This is a genomic window from Dokdonia sp. Dokd-P16 (genome assembly GCF_003095655.1).
Classification (GTDB): Bacteria; Bacteroidota; Bacteroidia; order Flavobacteriales; family Flavobacteriaceae; genus Dokdonia.
Genome location: NZ_CP029151.1, coordinates 3,582,187 through 3,600,492, shown reverse-complemented (window position 1 = coordinate 3,600,492; position 18,306 = coordinate 3,582,187). Strand labels below are relative to the sequence as shown.

Annotated in this window: 20 protein-coding genes; 14 read left to right on the top strand and 6 right to left on the bottom strand. The window is 35.8% G+C overall.

From position 1 onward, the window contains the following. Nucleotides 1–4: 4 nt before the first annotated feature. The gene (locus DCS32_RS15935) at nucleotides 5–508 is read right to left on the bottom strand and encodes a GbsR/MarR family transcriptional regulator (protein WP_108879193.1); all 504 of its coding nucleotides are present in this window, start codon (nucleotides 506–508) and stop codon (nucleotides 5–7) included. A gap of 295 nt (nucleotides 509–803) precedes the next feature. Beyond that, on the bottom strand, nucleotides 804–2,813 hold the full coding sequence (locus DCS32_RS15930; protein WP_239057594.1) for an ATP-dependent helicase: 2,010 nt from the start codon (nucleotides 2,811–2,813) through the stop codon (nucleotides 804–806). Nucleotides 2,814–2,891: 78 nt separating this feature from the next. On the opposite strand from DCS32_RS15930, the gene DCS32_RS15925 reads away from it, so the two are divergent. From DCS32_RS15925 to DCS32_RS15905, 5 genes are all read left to right on the top strand, one after another. Continuing rightward, nucleotides 2,892–4,253 carry a GIY-YIG nuclease family protein gene (locus DCS32_RS15925; protein WP_108879191.1) on the top strand — a complete coding sequence of 454 codons (1,362 nt, stop codon included), beginning with the start codon at nucleotides 2,892–2,894 and terminating at the stop codon, nucleotides 4,251–4,253. A 481-nt stretch (nucleotides 4,254–4,734) separates the two neighbouring features. Beyond that, on the top strand, nucleotides 4,735–5,211 hold the full coding sequence (locus DCS32_RS15920; RefSeq protein WP_108879190.1) for a ferritin-like domain-containing protein: 477 nt from the start codon (nucleotides 4,735–4,737) through the stop codon (nucleotides 5,209–5,211). Between the two features lie 151 nt (nucleotides 5,212–5,362). Beyond that, nucleotides 5,363–5,731, top strand: a complete 369-nt coding sequence (locus tag DCS32_RS15915; RefSeq protein WP_162533680.1) for a BLUF domain-containing protein — start codon at nucleotides 5,363–5,365, stop codon at nucleotides 5,729–5,731. Between the two features lie 173 nt (nucleotides 5,732–5,904). After that, a complete protein-coding gene (locus tag DCS32_RS15910) occupies nucleotides 5,905–6,303 on the top strand; it encodes a VOC family protein (RefSeq protein WP_108879188.1) in 399 nt (132 codons plus the stop codon). 65 nt (nucleotides 6,304–6,368) lie between these two features. Then, nucleotides 6,369–6,893, top strand: a complete 525-nt coding sequence (locus DCS32_RS15905; protein ID WP_108879187.1) for a DUF421 domain-containing protein — start codon at nucleotides 6,369–6,371, stop codon at nucleotides 6,891–6,893. 68 nt (nucleotides 6,894–6,961) lie between these two features. Here DCS32_RS15905 and DCS32_RS15900 read toward each other — a convergent pair whose 3' ends face one another. Genes DCS32_RS15900 through DCS32_RS15890 form a run of 3 tightly spaced genes read right to left on the bottom strand, consistent with a single transcriptional unit; the run spans nucleotide 6,962 to nucleotide 8,979 of the window. After that, nucleotides 6,962–7,723 (bottom strand): patatin-like phospholipase family protein, encoded by a 762-nt coding sequence (locus DCS32_RS15900; protein ID WP_108879186.1) that lies wholly within the window; start codon nucleotides 7,721–7,723, stop codon nucleotides 6,962–6,964. A gap of 59 nt (nucleotides 7,724–7,782) precedes the next feature. Next, entirely contained in the window at nucleotides 7,783–8,436 is a 654-nt protein-coding gene (upp, locus tag DCS32_RS15895; protein WP_108879185.1) for a uracil phosphoribosyltransferase, read from the bottom strand. A gap of 42 nt (nucleotides 8,437–8,478) precedes the next feature. Further along, nucleotides 8,479–8,979, bottom strand: a complete 501-nt coding sequence (locus tag DCS32_RS15890) for a GTP-binding protein (protein WP_108879184.1) — start codon at nucleotides 8,977–8,979, stop codon at nucleotides 8,479–8,481. 158 nt (nucleotides 8,980–9,137) lie between these two features. Here DCS32_RS15890 and DCS32_RS15885 point away from each other — a divergent pair, with 158 nt between their 5' ends. The 3 genes from DCS32_RS15885 (at nucleotide 9,138) to DCS32_RS15875 (ending at nucleotide 10,952) form a co-directional block, all read left to right on the top strand. Next, nucleotides 9,138–9,707, top strand: a complete 570-nt coding sequence (locus tag DCS32_RS15885; RefSeq protein WP_108879183.1) for a hypothetical protein — start codon at nucleotides 9,138–9,140, stop codon at nucleotides 9,705–9,707. 98 nt (nucleotides 9,708–9,805) lie between these two features. Then, nucleotides 9,806–10,087 (top strand): HPF/RaiA family ribosome-associated protein, encoded by a 282-nt coding sequence (locus tag DCS32_RS15880; RefSeq protein ID WP_108879182.1) that lies wholly within the window; start codon nucleotides 9,806–9,808, stop codon nucleotides 10,085–10,087. Between the two features lie 28 nt (nucleotides 10,088–10,115). Further along, nucleotides 10,116–10,952: a universal stress protein gene (locus DCS32_RS15875; protein ID WP_108879181.1), complete on the top strand. Its 837-nt coding sequence runs from the start codon at nucleotides 10,116–10,118 to the stop codon at nucleotides 10,950–10,952. 71 nt (nucleotides 10,953–11,023) lie between these two features. On the opposite strand, the gene DCS32_RS15870 is transcribed toward DCS32_RS15875, so the two are convergent. After that, nucleotides 11,024–11,923, bottom strand: a complete 900-nt coding sequence (locus DCS32_RS15870; protein WP_108879180.1) for an RsiV family protein — start codon at nucleotides 11,921–11,923, stop codon at nucleotides 11,024–11,026. Nucleotides 11,924–12,202: 279 nt separating this feature from the next. Between DCS32_RS15870 and DCS32_RS15865 the strand changes: the two genes are divergently transcribed. From DCS32_RS15865 to DCS32_RS15840, 6 genes are all read left to right on the top strand, one after another. After that, nucleotides 12,203–13,708: a PAS domain-containing sensor histidine kinase gene (locus DCS32_RS15865; RefSeq protein WP_108879320.1), complete on the top strand. Its 1,506-nt coding sequence runs from the start codon at nucleotides 12,203–12,205 to the stop codon at nucleotides 13,706–13,708. A 3-nt stretch (nucleotides 13,709–13,711) separates the two neighbouring features. Next, nucleotides 13,712–14,758 carry a response regulator gene (locus DCS32_RS15860; protein ID WP_108879179.1) on the top strand — a complete coding sequence of 349 codons (1,047 nt, stop codon included), beginning with the start codon at nucleotides 13,712–13,714 and terminating at the stop codon, nucleotides 14,756–14,758. Between the two features lie 74 nt (nucleotides 14,759–14,832). Further along, entirely contained in the window at nucleotides 14,833–15,639 is an 807-nt protein-coding gene (locus DCS32_RS15855) for a universal stress protein (RefSeq protein WP_108879178.1), read from the top strand. A gap of 75 nt (nucleotides 15,640–15,714) precedes the next feature. Beyond that, nucleotides 15,715–16,560 carry a universal stress protein gene (locus DCS32_RS15850; RefSeq protein ID WP_108879177.1) on the top strand — a complete coding sequence of 282 codons (846 nt, stop codon included), beginning with the start codon at nucleotides 15,715–15,717 and terminating at the stop codon, nucleotides 16,558–16,560. Between the two features lie 11 nt (nucleotides 16,561–16,571). Then, on the top strand, nucleotides 16,572–17,429 hold the full coding sequence (locus tag DCS32_RS15845; RefSeq protein WP_108879176.1) for a universal stress protein: 858 nt from the start codon (nucleotides 16,572–16,574) through the stop codon (nucleotides 17,427–17,429). Continuing rightward, nucleotides 17,429–18,274, top strand: coding sequence for a universal stress protein (locus DCS32_RS15840; RefSeq protein ID WP_108879175.1), 846 nt, complete (start codon nucleotides 17,429–17,431; stop codon nucleotides 18,272–18,274). The genes DCS32_RS15845 and DCS32_RS15840 overlap by 1 nt, the downstream gene beginning before the upstream one ends. Nucleotides 18,275–18,306 lie beyond the last annotated feature (32 nt).

The following is an 18,306-nucleotide window of genomic DNA, read 5'->3' as shown; positions in this document are numbered from 1 at the left end:
TACTTTATATTTCAAATTTGTCGTCTGTTAATTTTGTTCTTAGTATCTCTATAGAAGCAGTAGCTTCATCTAAAAATTTGATGTAATCATTATGAAAATTCAAGTCAAATTTTTCTGAATCGTCTCCAGTATTCTGACTGTTTACGGTTTCCTTGTAGGTCCTGATTTCTTGATGTAATTCTCGTACTTCTTTCCACTCATTCATAAGGTTATCTACATGATGTACCACCATATCCTTATTGATGATAAAGTATTTCTTACGATCACCCGTTTTTGTGAAATACTCTATCTTGTTAAGATCTTGAAGGTGATTAAGGTGAGTTGAGATCGTACTCTTACTAGCGCATAGTATATTGACCATATCTTCAAAAGTGCATCCTTTCTTTCCTGTAAGAATCGTATATGATAGTATGCGAGCCGCTACCGGAGCAAGTTGCTCTCGCTTTTCGATATGTACACCTAGTTTTTCAACAAGTGACATTTTTTCTTTACAAATTATATCTGCCATTATTTATTAATTTATTCCCATTGCTCCATCAAAGAAACAGACGAGATTCAAATACGCGGCAAAATTAACCGTTAGTTCGGAACAAACCGAACCAATCGAAGTTAAAAGAATCTTAATTATTTTTGCTTTCGCGAAAGCGCTACTACGAGAAGGATAAGCGCTCTTTTTTATAAAGAGGATATTTTAAGAAAGCTACTTGCATAGAGATTTGATCTTAAAATCTAATTGATTGAAAGATAATTCTTCTTAGAAATAGGATCAAATAACCTAATTCTGAATGGCGAATTTTATAAGATTAACTAAAATCCATACCCAAATCTAAATCAATATCATTCTTTACGGCGGCATCTTTATAGGCAGTAAATGTAGTTTTTGGAGAGGTTTGACTAGCAAGATGATCTGGAAGCTCTTCTAGAAAGTAGGCGCTATTTTCTCCTAGTTCTTCTTGCGTATCCGTTTTATGATGAAAGGCGTTAATGGAATCTGTCGCTCTAGTGATAATGAGTTCATTTTTTGCTCTGGTGAGTGCCACATATAGCACGCGTCTATCTTCTTCTACTTCATCTAGATTCCCTAGACTGTAGGAGGAAGGGTAGGACTTAGGGGATACATTAAGCACAAAACAAACGTCTGCTTCAAGACCCTTAGCCGAGTGTACGGTAGAGATGGTGACGTGATCTTGATGATCTGTGGTAGTTAATTTACTGCCTTCTAAAGTATTTTGACCTGAAACATGTGCAGCATTATCTAGAATCCCTTCTGAGATAAAAGCGCCAAGCGTCGCATAGTTTTCAGAGAGCATTTCTAGTACAGGAAAATCGCCTTTGCGTTTTTCTGTCCAGTCTTTGCTATACTTCATAGCAAGATCAAACTCCATTGCGCTGTACAATTCTTTAATGGCTAGCTTTACGTTGCCTTTATTATCAAAAACAGTTTTGTAAAACTTAGATACTTTTTCTCCTTCGGTACCAGAGATGATAGAGGTGAAGGTGTCTGGTCTTATGTCCTCTGGTGCGATTTGCATCACCTCAGTCATATAAGAGGTTGCCTTTACAGCACCAATACCGTGGATGAATGTAAAAAAGCGAATCCACGCAATCTCATCTAGCGGATTGTTAATTACTCTCAATACCGCCACTAAATCTTTTATGTGAGCAGCTTCAAGAAACTTTCTTCCGCCAAAGGTTTGATAAGGAATCTTCTTTTGAAGAAATACTGCTTGCAGTGGTCTTGTATAGTATTGCGACCTGCTCAAGATTAGAAAATCAGAAAAGGAGCTTCCGCCACTAGAAAAGGCTTCTAGAATTTTATTAGCGATATAATTTGCTTCTTCAAATTGGTTATTCACATTCAAAATCACAGGCACTTTTCCTGGTCCTCTGCTTGAGATCAGTTTTTTATTATACTGTACAGGTGATTTTTCTAGTAACCAGTTTGAGATATCTAGTATCTCCTGTGTAGAACGGTAATTCTTGTCCAGTACTTTTACCGTAGCATCTGCTACACGTTCCTTAAATAAGTGAACATTCTTAAAATCTGCGCCACGGAAACTGTAAATAGATTGTGCATCATCTCCCACACAAAATAGGTGACAGATATGCTCAAAAGGCTTCAATAAATACCATTGCAGCGGATTTGTATCCTGCATCTCATCTATTAAAATATGCTCGTAGGAGGAAGCCAGAATCTCTCTTGCTTTTTCATCTTTATTCAGTCTATTTGCTATAACAAGCAGTAAATCGTCATAATCTAGGTACTGCTGTCGCTTTTTCTGTAGTTGGTATTCCTTTATAAGATGCTCTAATTGTGGTCGAAGTGTTGCAATATCTTCCGTCACTTGAGGGTCATCTTTTCCCTTATAGAGCAACTTACGTATAGTATCTGTGAGATTACTTCTTGTGTTACGCGCAAAGGAAAATATATCGAGAATCTGCTGCGGTTTAATTCTTACTTTCCCATATTCCTCACTTGCATTTCCGCAAGCCATTTTCATCAAACTTAACTGATCATCTGGGTCAATTACCGTAAAACTTGCCGCACCAAAGAGATTTGGAAACTTAACAATAAGCTGGTTACACCAGCTATGGAAGGTGCTACCATTAATTGCGCCGCTTGTACCAGCAGGCAATCCTGCTTTTACACGCTCTACAATCTCGCTTGCAGCTCTTTTTGTAAATGTGAGGATCTGTATCTTCTCTGGACGTACGCCAGATTGAATAAGATACTCTGCTCTACCTACAATAGTCTTGGTTTTACCAGTACCTGCTCCTGCAAGTAGTAGTAAGTGTTTACCATCAAAAGTGATGGCCTCACGTTGCTTAGTGTTATACGAATCTATAATAGCAGTTTTTTTATTTTCAAAGATAGGAAATTATTCATAATTTTGGATTTTATCCTATACTTCAATATATTGAGAAGAGCCTTCTTAGATGTACAAACTAACAGCAATAATTTAAAAATAGCGAGCGCTATTGCATTTTCTGTGGTCGTTTTTGATGATGAAGAGGAGCTGTACTATCATGAAAGTCTTATCAAACCGCTTCAAGTACTATCTCCAGATCAAGAATTCACTTATGGAATTACAAATAAAGCACTTAGAAACGCGCCAACTTTTATAGATATCGCGAGTTTACTCATCGATAATTTAGAAGACTGTGAGATTGCATATTTTGACAACTTCTCTCAACAATTATTACGCAGTTCTTTTAGAGAGATTGGATATCCACTAGGGAAGTCTTCCCTTATTTTTAATGCTACTTCCTCCAGAAAGAGTAGCAGCGCTGCACAACTATCTTTTGAGGAAACTGCAGCTGTTCATTCGGTGGAGTATGATTCTTTGTTACCTGGGATGAATGCACGGGGACTTGCTCAATTGTTTCAAACTAAGGCTAGTGTTGATGATGTTGAGAGTTACGCTTTCGCGAAAGCGGGAAACAACACCATCGCTACCACAAACCTATATGATCATTTACCTAAAACAAGCGGCGTGTACTACTTTAGAAACGCCGCCGACGAAGTGATTTACGTAGGAAAAGCAGTCGACTTAAAAAAGCGTGTGATTTCACATTTTAAGAGCAGGTTAGTTTTTGAAAAGACCCTGTGCAAAGAAACCGTCGCTGTAGAATATGTTGAAACCGGAAACGAGTTAATCGCTTTACTCAAAGAGTCGGCAGAGATTAAACAGCTTGCACCGATTTATAATTCGCAACAAATAGAGACCAACAACCCATGGATTGTGGAATCTAAAATAGATGCCAAAGGAATATTGAGAATTGTACCTACAGAAAAGAGCTATACAGACTCCTGCCACACGGTTTCATTCAATAGAGATTCTGTAATCCAGCAACTCAAACTATTACAAATAATGCACGCGCTATGTCCAAGATTTATGGGTGTAGAGCGCACTGCTGGTTCATGCTCTAGTAAAGCTTGTAAGGGTGTATGTAGGGGAGAAGAGCCAAAAGAAATATACAACGCAAGAGTATACAAGGCTTTAGAAACCTTAAATAGTAAAGAAGAAACGTATTACCTAGATCTCATAGGGAGAACTAGTAATGAGCGCTCATTTGTGCTTGTGGTTGATGGGATTTATATGGGATATGGATATATTACAAATCAAGAGACGGTAAATTCCATAGAAGACCTTGAGGCGTATCTTATTCCTCAAGAACACACCTATTACACCAGCAGAAGTATCCTCACACACCTTAAAAAACGCGGAGTTATTAAAAATTTCTTAAGATAACACGCTTCAATTTCCAACTTTTACTGCCTTTTTACTGTTTTTAGCTTTGCTAAATGACATTTTTTATTATCTCATGTATCTTCTTGTATATAGAAGGTGCGAGCTATTTACGGTTGGATTTTCTTTGAGATATTTATACCATTTTTACGTGGCAGATTATTGCCTATTTCAGCTTCTGTCATTTTAAGAGTGCTCTAACACATGGAGTTAAATAAGATTAAAAGTCATTTTAAAATTAAGAATCACTCGTAATTTTATAAAAAAAAAGATGGAAAAGGATAAAATAACGAAGACAGATATAAAGGATACAAACGAGCGTCCTAACGGATTAGGTTATGGTGGAAGAGATAAACCATCATCCAGAGATCTTAATCAAAACGAAGAATAGTAGCATTTATAATATTGCTACGATGTACCGATAACGTACATATTTTAACTAATCATGTGTTTCTACTAAGAGACACTTTTAAAACTAAGAATTATGAAACAGACAACAGCAGAAGCAGCAAGAGAACAATCTCACATAGATATCGTAAATAACTTACAAGGAATTCTAGAAAAGAATTACGATGCAGAGGAAGGATATAAAGAAGCAATGCTCAAGGCAGAAAATAGTTACTTAAAAGACTACCTCAAGAACAAGGCAGCAACAAGAGCAACATTTGCCACGGAGATAAGTGACATTATTTTAAAGCTCAATGAAACTCCAAAAGCATCTGGAAGCACTAAAGGAAGTATCCATAGAACATGGATGAGTATTAAAGATGCCTTTAGCTCAAACTCAGACGAGGGAATCCTTGAAGAGTGCATACGTGGAGATAAAGCGAGTATAGATGAGTACAACGAAGTGATGGAAAACCAAGCGTTTCCAGTTGAAATTACAAGCGTGCTCACAAATCAATTACTACAGGTAAAAAAATCTGTAAATGATATTAAGAAGATAGAAGATTTATTCTAGACCTTATCAAGCAAGAAAAAAGCCACCCTCGGGTGGCTTTTTTTTTGCTACCTTGGGTAGCAATATGATACTAGGCGAACTTTTTAAATGGATTAGACGCAGCCCAAAGAGGTTTAAAACGGTTTGTTATATCAGTGAGCATACATCAAATTTGACTCATCCGAAATTAAGTATACTTCTAAAAAAATCTCAAAATTACAATATTAACCACAGTGTAAATGGTGTTCTAATAAGTGCATCAAATCGATTTTTTCAAATACTAGAAGGAGAGGAAAATGAAATCAATGAGCTGTTTGAAAGAATACAAGCAGATGACCGCCATACAAATATTATAAAGCTGTTTAATACCACGATTGATCGTCCATTTTTCTCATCGTACAATAGTTCTTTTAGAGTAGGCTTAGGGAGTGATGAGATTAACGAGATAAATAAATATCTCTCAATTACAGCAAACCATCCTTTTGAAGCAAATGTTGTAGGTATTCTCAATTCTATGGCGCTGTCTGCAAGGCTAGCATGAAAGTATGTGTTGCTGGGATTATAATTTAAAACAGATATTACCTTTAATCTAACGTTAATTACTGCGGCCACCCTTAACAATTCTCACGCTTCCCGTTAAAATATTCTTTAGGTTTTTATAATGTGTATTGAGACACGGTTTTATGTTTTTAAATTTATATAAAACCAATTATTATGAAAGCACAAGCATATTTATCATTTGACGGAAATTGCCAAGAGGCATTAAATTTTTATAAAGGAATTCTAGGAGGAGAGGTTGTAAACCGCGAGACTTGGGAAGGAAAACAAACAGATATCCCAGAGCATTATCGCAACAAGTTACAACATGCCGAACTTAAAGGAAAAGGATTTCACTTTATGGCATATGATGCAGCACCAGATACACCACTTACTTCAGGTAATAAGGTGTGTATGAGTCTAGATTATAGCGATACCGCAGAGGCTCAATCTGCATTTGAGGCATTAAGCGCGCAAGGAAAAGTAAATTCACCATTTCAAGAAACTAGCTGGAATGCTCATTATGGTCGTTGTACAGATCAGTTTGGAGTAGAGTGGATGGTAAACGCAAAGTAAAACCACAGTAAACACTAAATTATGCCCTCACAAGAGGGCTTTTTTAATCTTAAAAATATAAATTAATGGAAAACTGGATCACCGCATCAATGCCCATTTTAGGTAAAGTATTAATATCAATTATAGCCATATTTACAGTGATGATTATTATCACGAGAATTTCTGGTTTACGCACATTTGCAAAGATGTCAAGCTTTGACTTTGCATCAACCATTGCCGTAGGTTCTGTGCTTGCATCCATTATTCTCAACCCAGATCAGTCACTTCTTAAAGGAGGAATCGCACTAGGAGGTATTATTGCTTTTCAAACCTTATTTGCATTATTAGTAAGGAAGAGTGTATTCTTTAAAAACCTTGCTACTAATGATCCGCTGTTGTTAATGAAGGACGGAAAGATTCTTTATAAAAACTTAGAAAAATCAAACGTAGGTGAAGGAGATCTCATTGCAAAACTAAGGGAGGCAAATGTACTTGATTACAATGAGGTACGAGCCGTTGTACTAGAAAGTACTGGAGACATGTCTGTACTTCATGACGACGGAGATAACAAACTAAATGACCAACTGTTAGAAGGAGTGAGGATTTCTTAAAAAAGTAATGGGTGTTGATGTATCGCTTTCGCGAAAGCGTTATAAAAACTATAAAAAATCTTGAAAATCTATTTAAAAAGATCAGAATTTTCCAGTTGCTTACAAGCCTCTTCATAACCAATCTCAAAAATAGCTGGAATACTGCGCATGCTGAAAGTGCCAAATTTGGCTAACTTTTCTGGGCATATTAATAAATCACAGTCTTTAAACTTGTTAAGCCCTTTTTGATGTAAGTTGATTTCATAAGCTCTGTTAAGTACTTGATATGAGTATTTTAAATCTCCTATTTCAATAGCACTCAACGGATTTACATAACTTCCGATAATAAGGTCACATTTGGGTACAAGTGGTTCTATAGGAAAGTCATCTATCACACCGCCGTCAAAGTAATGAACACCGTCAATCTCTATGGGAGTAAAAATCCCTGGAAAAGAAGCAGATGCGATAACTGGATTAATTAAAGGACCAGATTCAAAGGTGCGCAGTTGGCCAGTAATCACCGTAGTGGCTGTAATGGATAAAGGAAGTTGTAGCGACTCAAAACTATCTTCTGAGAAATATGCCGATAGATCTTTGTGAAATAACAAGGAATCTAAAAAGCCAGGTTTCCTTCTAGCAAATCTTTTTATGGAGAAAACAGGTGTTATTTTAAAAAAATCATAGATCACTTCCCAGTCGTGACCAGCAGCATATAATGCGCCCACAATCGCTCCCGCACTAGTGCCAGAAATATGTGTAGGTTTAATATTATGTTCTGATAATGCTTTGAGTACGCCCAGATGAGCCACACCTTTGATACCGCCTCCAGAAAAGGAAAGACCTATATTCATGATTGATTTATTATAATGCTAAGATAGCAAACCGTGTAATGGGATATCTTAAGATTTACTTACAACTTCACACCATAACTTAAATCTCCAGCATCTCCTAGACCTGGTATGATATATCCCTTAGAACTAAGCTCATCATCAATAGCCGAAATCCACAAATGGGTACTCTCTGGAAATTCCTTTTCAACATAATCTACTCCTTGTTGAGATCCTATTACAGAGATAATGTGTATTTGTGCTGGTGTGCCATGAGGTTTTAATGCATCTAGCACATTTTTGAGCGTCTTACCCGTTGCAAGCATAGGGTCTGTAAGGATTAACGTCTTACCCTCAAGTGATGGAGCCGCTAGATATTTTACAATAACCTCAAATTCGTCATCATCATTAGGGTGATTTCTATAGGCAGATATAAATGCATTTTCTGCTCCGTCAAAATAATTGAGTAGACCTTGATGTAATGGTAATCCCGCTCGTAATATAGAGCACAACACAATGTCTTGTTGTGGTAAACCCATTTCCTTTTCACCTAAAGGAGTTTGAACTTTCTTAGTTTCAAACGTTAATGATTTACTCATTTCATAAGCTAGAATTTCTCCTACACGTTCAATGTTTTTTCTAAAACGCATTGCATCTTTTTGAATATCATGGTCTCTCAACTCATAAATAAACTGGTTAAGGATAGAATGATCTTTAGAGTAATCGTGTATATGCATGTTGAGATTTTTTATGAGATATAAAGATAAAGAATAGTAATGTCACAACGTATTATTCAGTGTTGCATACATGAATGATTGTAAACGATACATTTCTCTTTTCCCTTTTTTTCTTCCTATTCGACCTGCAATATAAAGACCAATCCAAGCAAGAAAAAGAAGTATCATACCTAATAATGGAAATGCATAAGATAATTGCAGAGTGACGTTTGTGTACAACCATACTCCACTTGCCATAAATAAAATGAAAACTAGAAAATGAAAAAACATAAATAGCGTCCATACCGTAGGGCTAGGTCCATAAACCCCTTTAATTACGGTAGGTTGCGACTCTATTTTATAGATTTCAAGATGTAGTTGTGGAGACCAGAAATGCTGTTTTTTTTTTTGGATACTTATAAAAATATGATCATCTGCTCGATATACTACAAAGTCTTTTGAGATTGCCCCTACATCTTCATAAGCACATAGCATCGTTTCTGGAAGCACATCATACTCAAGCGTAAAACGTGGTCTTAAAACAATATCATTAGGAAGTTCCATAGGCACAGTTTTTATAGAAGTGATGATTGCGCACCTACTAGGTTAGTACATGATAAATATAATGCTGTCGCAAGCTGTGTAATATGATTATTGTCATAGTTTGCAATATTCATACACAATAGCTTTGAGTAGTGATAACTATCAAATAACTAAGAGATATGAAAAATATAATACTACTCATTTTATTATTGATTACAGTCTCTAGTTATGCTCAAGTATGGAGTGTAGAGCTACGCCCTACTTTACATATTCCTACTCGGGAAGTATTGAATCAACCGTTACGTATAGGGAATGGACTAGAAGTAACAGGAGTATTATCTATAGGTAAGCGTACAGATGTATACGGCGGTCTTATCTGGAATCGTTTTGACACGGATGAAGGTTTTGAAGAATCTGATATAGAATTTATACAAAAAGGCTTCCTCTTTGGAGGAATGGTGTCATTTTCAATTATAGAAACACAGAGAAATCCTTTTTATGTACGAGCAGGGTTAACGCTTATGACGGTAGATACAGAGCGTACAGAAGGAAATTTTATTATTAAAACAGATCCCGCAATTGGTACTCATCTAGGTCTAGGGATGAAAATTATAAGTTTAGGGAACTGGCATGTGCTTCCAGAGGTGCGCTATGGAAACTCTTCACATAGATTTCAAGAAGCAGGAGAATATCGATATGTATCCTTTGGTAATATCTCAATTACAGCAGCATTGAGAAGAAGTTTTTAATAGGATTAATGATGATAAAAAGTAAGTATACAGTAGCTGATAATTATCATAGTATGCATTGCTCTTTCTTTCTAGATTTACTGTAAACACTACATATTATGACAATTACATTTCAATACATAAAAATTCAAGAGAGTGATACATTAAGTGCTGCTACGGTAGAGCATCTCAATAAACTCAATAAAAAGTATCCACAACTTATAAAAGCTCAGGTATACTTTAAAGTGGAGAATACTTCTGCAGCTGCGCATCAAATATGTGAGATAGAAATAAGTGCTCCTGGGCCTAGATTATTTGCCACTACAACAGCAGTACATTTTGAAACGGCCATGAAAGAAACCATCTCAGACCTAGATAAACAACTCAGTAAGCGCAAATGAATATTAAACACACACTAAACCAATTGTTATGAAAAAGATATTAGTACCTGTAGACTTTTCGACACATTCAGAATATGCACTTGAGACGGCTTCCGCTTTCGCGAAAGCGCACAACGCAGAGATTATATTGCTCCATATGTTAGGCTTATCAGATAGTCTTCTTCCTAGGGATGAAAGCGAAGGAGTAAACCAAGCTGTCTTCCATATGAAACTTGCCGAAAAGCAGTTTAAAGAGTTTAGAGACAAACCTTATATGAAAGGAATCACAGTCACTGAAGAAGTGCAAAATCATACCATTTTTCAGGATATTAACGAGCTGGCATCTAAGCAGGAAGTAGACCTTATAATTATGGGATCTCACGGAGTAAAAGGAATGCGCGAAGAGTTTGTAGGGTCAAATACTGAGAAAGTGGTACGTAGTTCTACAATTCCCGTGCTAGTAGTTAAAGAAAAAATGACCTCTTTTATACCTAAGAATGTTGTTATTGCTTGTGACTTTAAATTAGAAAATATCAAGGCATATAGAGATGCTATTCCGCTATTTGAAGAAATGGAGGCTCGTATCCATCTTGTATATGTGAATCTCCCTACAGATCGTTTTAAAAGCTCAAAGGAGATAGAAGAAACTATGGCAGCCTTTATGCGTGCTGCAGAGTTTGGGACAGAATTACATCAAGAAGATCTTGTGATTGTAAACGGTTATACCATAGAAAGCGGACTTTATGAATATGCGGAAAAAGTAAGAGCAGATGCACTTGCAATGCCTACGCATGGTCGTAAAGGTCTAGCACATTTCTTTGCTGGGAGCGTCGCAGAGAATATAGCAAATCACTCAACACTACCAGTGTTTACTTTCAAAATGTAACACAACTTCCAATAAAAAAGGGTGAGTTTCTTGAGAAACTCACCCTTTTTTATGCTTGGCTTTAAGATGGATTATCTTGAAGCTAGCAACAAAGGTTGTTGATAGCGTTCTATAAGATGCATAATTTCTATAAGCGGTATTACAACGCTATACTGGCCGGTGTATGAAGGGCAAATGATGCAGTCATCAAAGTAAAACTCAATAGCGTTATCGTTAATTACAAAGTTATTTTTATAAGCCTTAAAATCGGTATCAGATATTTCCCAGCAGTCATAAAACATTTCGCCAGAGTGAATTTGATCGTAAATGGTTTGATTAATTAAATCAAATACTTTCTTCTCTGCTCCAGCGATAAAAAAGTCGTCAAAATAAATGAATTCCTCTTTATCTACATTGTAATTAAGACAATCAAACATGTAAGTAGAGTGCAACATTCCTGAGTAATAATTTTCTTTATAGAGCAGTATGCTTACAAGATTTCTCTCATTTGCATGTAGCTTAAAATCTATAATGCGCTTATCTCTAAAACGTTTAATACTTAAAGTGTCGCATAGTAGTTCTTTGTCTTCAAGAATCTCATTTACAGTGCGCTCTACATTTGAGTAGCTCTCTGCCATATACTCATTAAACGCCTTGTATTTAGGGTTTACAGTCTCGTTAAGATAAGGATAGGTGTAATCTAGAAGATAATCGTCTGCCTCTTTATATAGTTTTTTTGACTCTACAACGGCTTTTAAAATCGTGCGATCATCTGGTATTTTAATCAACGCTTCTTTTTTTGAAAGCTGACTTTTAGCCTGTATTTCCATAATGTCTTTATCTGTGAGATAGAGAGAATCTGCAGAGTCTGGATCGAGTAATCCGGCTTCCTTTTGAGATTCGGTATTTAATGGTGTTTTCTTCAGTTTATCTGTAGGTTCTTTGCAACCCGAAATAAATAAGAGTGTTATGACAACGAGGTATATTTTCATATGTTTTTTTTATGAAGTAAATGTAGTTTTGGCATCCTTGGTTTACTATGATATTCATCAGTTTTCTAATTTGAAAGAATAGTATATCTGGAAATATTTCTGGTACGCTTTCGCGAAAGCGTAAAAATCATAAAGGAGCTCTTTGAGTAATCAACGAAAGTGCTTTTAAAAGGGCGTGTGCAAGTTTCTTAATAGTCCGTAAATCAAACTTTTTAATTGGTACTTATTAATTTTTAGTTTCATTACTTCATACTTCATTATTCTTGTACTTTTATGGGTATGGAATTTTTTGAAGAAAGTATTGAAGAAGCTTTTATGATTCTCTTTGAAGGAGCGTCGGAAGGTATCGTAGTGGTAAACGCAGCACAAATGATTGTGGCTACAAATCAGTCTGCACGGGACATTTTTGGGTACGATAAAAAGGAATTAGAAGGCAAGCCTTTAGATACCTTAATACCTATGCGTTTTCATAAAAAGCATGAAGGGCACTTTGATAAATTTATGAATCATAGTGACAAGCGTGAGATGGGAATGGGGCGTGATTTATATGGCCAGTGCAAAGATGGAAGGCAGGTCCCTGTAGAAGCGGGTCTTAATCCTTTTGTATTACATAATAAGCACTATGTAATGGCACTTGTAACAGATATTACTGTGCGTAAAAATGCTGAAAAAGAACTTAGACAGTGGGCAAATATTTTTAACGAGTCACTTAATGAGATTTTTATATTTGATGCAACTAGCCTGCGCTTTATCAATGCAAATGTAGGAGCTCAAGAAAATATAGGATATACACTCGATGAGCTCACATCAATGACTCCAGTAGATATTAAACCAGAATTTACAGAAACACAGTTTCGTGAGTATATCGCTCCACTACTTAAGGGAGATGAAAAGAAGTTGATATTTAAAACAAAACATGAACGCAAGGATGGTAGTCATTATCCAGTAGAAATACACTTGCAACCATCTAATGCTGATGATACAAATACACTTGTCGCTATTATTCTTGACATAACAGAACGCGTAAATTATACCGACAAGCTAGAAAGAACTGTAATAGAACGTACACACCAGCTTGAGGAAGCTTTACAAACAGAAAAAGAACTCAACGAACTCAAAACAAAGTTTTTGTCTCTTGTCTCTCATGAGTTTAAAACACCATTGAGTGGTATCTTAACATCTGCAACGCTAGCTGGAAAATATACTAAGGAAGATCAACAAGAGAAAAGAGTAAAACACTTAACGACCATACAGAACAAAGTAAAATACTTAAATACGATTATAGATGATTTTCTTTCTATAGAAAGACTTGAGACTGGAAAGACTAATTATTCATACACAACTTTCCCTCTGAGTAAAGTGCTTAATGAGGTGATTTATGATGCAAATATGCATCTCAAGGATGGACAGCATATTAAGTACCCAACAGATGCAGATGAGTACATCATAAATTTTGATGAAAAAATCATGGAACTTGTGCTTAGTAATTTATTATATAACGCCATCAAATACTCATCTGAAGGAACTATTGTAGATATACAACTCACAAAGCAATCTAGCGGTCTCGAGATTAAGATCATTGATCAAGGAATAGGGATACCAGAACACGAGCAAAAATTTATCTTTAATCGATATTTTAGAGCAGAAAATGCGCTCTTAAATGCAGGTACAGGTATAGGACTTAATATTGTAAAAACTCACTTAGAAAATCTAGGAGCTTCCATTAGTTTTATAAGCGAGTTAGATAAAGGTTCTACATTTACAGTACTAATACCAATCTCATAAATTATGAAAAAAGTACTTTTAATAGAGGATGATATGGCGCTGCGTGAGAATACTGCAGAACTCTTAGAGCTTTCTAACTATGAAGTTACGACGGCTCCTAATGGTCGTATAGGTATTGATCTGGCTATAGCAAATCCACCACAAATAGTAGTTTGTGATATCATGATGCCTGAGGTAGACGGTTATGGAGTACTAGAAGCACTATCTAGTAACTCAAGCACGAGCCATATTCCATTTATTTTTCTTTCTGCTAAGACAGAGCATAAGGAAATTAGAAAAGGAATGGATATGGGAGCAGATGATTATCTCACAAAACCTTTTGAAGAAGAAGAACTTATAAGTGCCATAGAAAGTAGAATCGCAAAGGCAACCATACTTAATAACATATTAAAAGAAGAACCAACAGTAAAGGAGGAAGACTCACTGCGGAGTCTCAATGAGCTTAAAAACTTTTTTGATGACGAGGGTGGAGAGTTAAGCTTTAATAAAGGTGCATTAATCTATAAGGAAGGAGAACATTCTAACATGATTTACCTCATCCTCAAAGGTGTGGTAAAAACTCATAAGATGGATGAAAGTGGAAAGGAGCTTATCACCGGTCTTTTAAAAGCAGATGATTTTCTTGGTTTTACCTCATTTATTGAAAATATAGCTTACCTCGAGTCTGCTACGGCTATAGACGATACCATTGTTGTGGGAGTGAGTAAAAACGAACTAAAAGAAGTACTTGAGAAAAGTAAGAATGTATCCTTAGAGTTAATGGAACTTCTTACAGACAACCTTGCAGAGATAAAGGGGCAATTATTACAAATGGCATACAGCTCTGTGCGTAAAAAGACAGCACAAACTATCTTGCAATTTGCTGCCATTCTTAATAAAAAACCAGAAGAAGGAATAAGAATAGCTCGCAATGATCTTGCTAGTGTTGCTGGTATCGCTACAGAGAGTTTAATAAGAACACTATCTGGTTTTAAAAAAGAAGGTCTTATTGAAATAGAAGGTCGCAACATCAGGTTGATTGATGTAGAAGGACTTGAGATGATAGACTAAATCGTGTAAACTGACTTTTGTCATATTTTATGGCTCAAGAGTAAAATACATTTGTGCTATTATATATAGTACTCATGAAGCATATTCTTATACCTGTAGATTTTTCAAGCCAGTCATGGAACACAGCCTTATGTGCAATAAACTTATATAAAAGTCCGAGGGTTCGCTTTTATCTTTTCTTTTCTGAAGAGCTTGATTACAGCACAGATAGAGAGGCAACTATTTGCGAACCTCCCACACAGCAACTTACTTCTTGGATAAAGAAATTAGACAAAGTAATAGCTGGAGGACAAACTATTGAACCGCTCAGATGGAAAAGTGATTTTATAGGTGGTATGCGTAAAGCAGTTGCAGATAATCACATAGATCTCATTGTGATGAGTACTAGCTACCCAAATATATTTTGCGATGTACTCAAAGGAAGTCATGTGCGAGAAGTAATCACGCGTTTAAAATGCCCTGTACTTATTGTTCCCAGAGAGTTTCATTGTAAAAGTCCAGAGCAGGTAGTTTTAATTACAGATTATAACTTTAATCATAGGGCAGAGCCCACTTCTGTGATTAATAATTTTATAAAGCGCACAAGTGCACACCTCAATATTCTACAATTATCGAAAACAGGTAATGCGCTTAGTGAAACACAGCAAACTAATAAAACCTTCCTACAGACTTCTTTTCACAACATACCACATAGTTTTCATTTTATAATGGAAAGAACAATGGATGAAGCTTTGCAATTTTTTGTAGATGTACAGCAGGTAGACTTAGTGGTTTTATTTGCAAAAAATATAAATCTTTCTGAGAATGTACTTTTTTCTCCAGCCCTTTCAGAAGAGAAAGATTATCACAAAAATATTCCGTTTCTAATAGTACACGAGTAACTAGTGAGCTGATAAAAGTCATAGTTTACGGAGTGTTAAGTTTCTAGTTTTGAGTATCAATAAACACTTACTACTATGAGAGTTATTATCGTACCTACAGATTTTTCAAAAAATGCTTTTAATGCACTTTGTTGTGCGCAACAGTATTTTAAATATGAAAAAAGTAAATTCATTTTAGTTCATACGTATGCAGATGAAGTTTATGAGAATAAAGAGGTTCTCTCAAGAGATATTCTAGAAGAATATAAGGCAGTTAAACATAAGGAGACAGAAGTATCTCTTGCCTTAGTTTTAGAACAAGCTATGGCTTTAGAGCCTAATCCTAGACATGAGGTGGAATCACTTGCGATATTTGGAACCTTAGTAGATGAGGTCAATAGTCTTGTAAATAGTGAAAATGCAGATCTAGTCATAATGGGTTCTCAAGGCAAGACGGCAAATCGTAATATCACGTACGGCAGTAACACCCTTCAAGTAGTAAAATATGTCAAATGCCCCGTGCTAGGGATTCCGTTAGGGTACAATTATGAGCGACCAGAGCGTATTTTGTTTCCTTCAGAATTATTGATTCCTTATAAAAATAGAGAGTTAAAGCTCGTAAGCTGTATGGCAAAGAGTTTTCGTTCTGAGTTGCACTTACTATACATATCAAACTTTGATAGATTATCCCTTAGACAAGAAGATGTAAAGAGTGGTTGGGAATACCGCTTTCGCGAAAGCGAACAAACCTACACACGCCATGACGAAGGAGATATAGCTCAAATTATAAATGAGCACATAAGTAGCAACAAGATTGACATGGTGGTGCTAGTAAACTCAAAGCATACTTATATGGAAACATTATTACATACATCTACTATTAATAAAGTAGGTCTTAATACTAAAATTCCATTTTTAATCTTACAGAATTTATCACGCTAAACTTTCGACTTATGAAACGTATCCTTATACCAACAGATTTCTCTGAAGCATCCTATAATGCACTTGAGTATGCGGTGCAGTTATTTATAAATGAACCTTGTACTTTTTATGTGTTAAACACGTATACGCCTGTAGCATTATATACGACTACCATTTATGATAGTCATACAGTTCTTAATATGGATTTAGGAGAGATTTATAAAAAAGCATCTCTTGAGAATCTTAATAAGATTATTTTAAGAGTAACAGATGCATACCCTAATAGTAAGCACACATTTACGGCCATTTCAAGTTATAACGTACTCACATTAGAATTAAATGAGATAGTTGCCACCTCAGAGATAGATGCTATTATTATGGGAACTAGCGGAGCGTCTGGTCTCAAAGAAGTTTTTGTAGGATCTCAAACTATGCAGGTTGTCAAGGATGCAAAAGTACCCGTGATAGGAGTACCAGATACCTATAGATTTAGGGCTCTTAAAGATGTTTTATTTACAACAGACTATCGCACGGGAACTAATCAAGTAGGACTCTCACTACTAGAAGGATTGTGTAGAAAGCATATATCTAGACTCATCTTTTTAAATGCCTACTACGGAATTGAATTAGATCATGAGCAACTAGAAAATAAAGCGTTGCTCGATGAGTACTTTGAGAGAGATGCACACCTTAACGAAGTTGCAGATGGAATGGATGTACTGGAAGCTGTAGCAGACTTTCAGTCTAAACACAACATAGATTTACTAGTGCTGGTGCACAATAAGCATAGCTTTTTTGAAAATCTCTTGTTTACACCAGTCGTGCGCAATATTGTGCACCATGCCTCTGTGCCTTTTATGATTTTACCTCCTTTTAAAACTACACTATAATGCGACATATCTTAATACCTACAGATTTTTCAGATAACGCACTTAATGCTCTTACGTACGCACAGTATTTATTTAAGGGAGAAGAAACAACGTTTACATTATTTAATAGCTACGAGCCTTCTGCTTTACAATTGTTAGGTAATAAAAGTCCGCTGGCACTTTCTAAAATTTACAGGGATTTAAAAGACGACTCTGAAGGGCGATTATCGGTATTTCGGTCAGAGATTTTAAGTAGAGATAAGAGTACAACGTTCTATTATAAAACCATAAGCTACTCGGGGCACCTTAAGGAAGGTATTGCATCTCTTGATAGTCAAGCTTATGATTTTATAGTGATGGGTACAAAAGGAGCTACCGGTTTCAAGGAGATTTTTATGGGAAGTACTACGTATGATATTGTTTCCATGAGACAAAGAATACCTTTACTCATAATTCCAGAGCAAGCTGCTTTTGTAAATCCAGGAAGTATTGGGTTTGCTACAGATTTTAAGAGAGGCTATAGTAAAGAAGAGTTACAGCCACTTATAACATTAACTAAGCTATGGAAGGCTACCATACGAATGGTGGAGGTGTATAAAAAAGATGTACTGTCTGCTAATAAAAAAGAACATTTACAAGATCTAGAAGATTTACTAGCTGAGGTAGATTATAGATTTCACGTAGTCCCAGAATTCTCATCACTTGAAAACTGCATTAATGTATTTGATAACGAATTAGACATTGATTTACTGGTGATGATTGATTATCCTAAAACATTTTTTGATAGTTTGATGCGTGAGCCCATAATAAAGAAAATGTCTTTTCATACCACTTTACCGTTTTTAATATTGCCAGCCCAAAACTGATTTTTATCATAGAATAAGAGCAATTTCGGTAT

Excerpts from the sequence above, each read along its gene's own strand:
- DCS32_RS15935 (WP_108879193.1), bottom strand. The coding sequence starts at position 508 with ATGGCAGATATAATTTGTAAAGAAAAAATGTCACTTGTTGAAAAACTA.
- DCS32_RS15920 (WP_108879190.1), top strand. The coding sequence starts at position 4,735 with ATGAAACAGACAACAGCAGAAGCAGCAAGAGAACAATCTCACATAGAT.
- DCS32_RS15910 (WP_108879188.1), top strand. The coding sequence starts at position 5,905 with ATGAAAGCACAAGCATATTTATCATTTGACGGAAATTGCCAAGAGGCA.
- DCS32_RS15905 (WP_108879187.1), top strand. The coding sequence starts at position 6,369 with ATGGAAAACTGGATCACCGCATCAATGCCCATTTTAGGTAAAGTATTA.
- DCS32_RS15900 (WP_108879186.1), bottom strand. The coding sequence starts at position 7,723 with ATGAATATAGGTCTTTCCTTTTCTGGAGGCGGTATCAAAGGTGTGGCT.
- upp (WP_108879185.1), bottom strand. The coding sequence starts at position 8,436 with ATGCATATACACGATTACTCTAAAGATCATTCTATCCTTAACCAGTTT.
- DCS32_RS15890 (WP_108879184.1), bottom strand. The coding sequence starts at position 8,979 with ATGGAACTTCCTAATGATATTGTTTTAAGACCACGTTTTACGCTTGAG.
- DCS32_RS15885 (WP_108879183.1), top strand. The coding sequence starts at position 9,138 with ATGAAAAATATAATACTACTCATTTTATTATTGATTACAGTCTCTAGT.
- DCS32_RS15880 (WP_108879182.1), top strand. The coding sequence starts at position 9,806 with ATGACAATTACATTTCAATACATAAAAATTCAAGAGAGTGATACATTA.
- DCS32_RS15875 (WP_108879181.1), top strand. The coding sequence starts at position 10,116 with ATGAAAAAGATATTAGTACCTGTAGACTTTTCGACACATTCAGAATAT.
- DCS32_RS15870 (WP_108879180.1), bottom strand. The coding sequence starts at position 11,923 with ATGAAAATATACCTCGTTGTCATAACACTCTTATTTATTTCGGGTTGC.
- DCS32_RS15865 (WP_108879320.1), top strand. The coding sequence starts at position 12,203 with ATGGAATTTTTTGAAGAAAGTATTGAAGAAGCTTTTATGATTCTCTTT.
- DCS32_RS15860 (WP_108879179.1), top strand. The coding sequence starts at position 13,712 with ATGAAAAAAGTACTTTTAATAGAGGATGATATGGCGCTGCGTGAGAAT.
- DCS32_RS15855 (WP_108879178.1), top strand. The coding sequence starts at position 14,833 with ATGAAGCATATTCTTATACCTGTAGATTTTTCAAGCCAGTCATGGAAC.
- DCS32_RS15850 (WP_108879177.1), top strand. The coding sequence starts at position 15,715 with ATGAGAGTTATTATCGTACCTACAGATTTTTCAAAAAATGCTTTTAAT.
- DCS32_RS15845 (WP_108879176.1), top strand. The coding sequence starts at position 16,572 with ATGAAACGTATCCTTATACCAACAGATTTCTCTGAAGCATCCTATAAT.
- DCS32_RS15840 (WP_108879175.1), top strand. The coding sequence starts at position 17,429 with ATGCGACATATCTTAATACCTACAGATTTTTCAGATAACGCACTTAAT.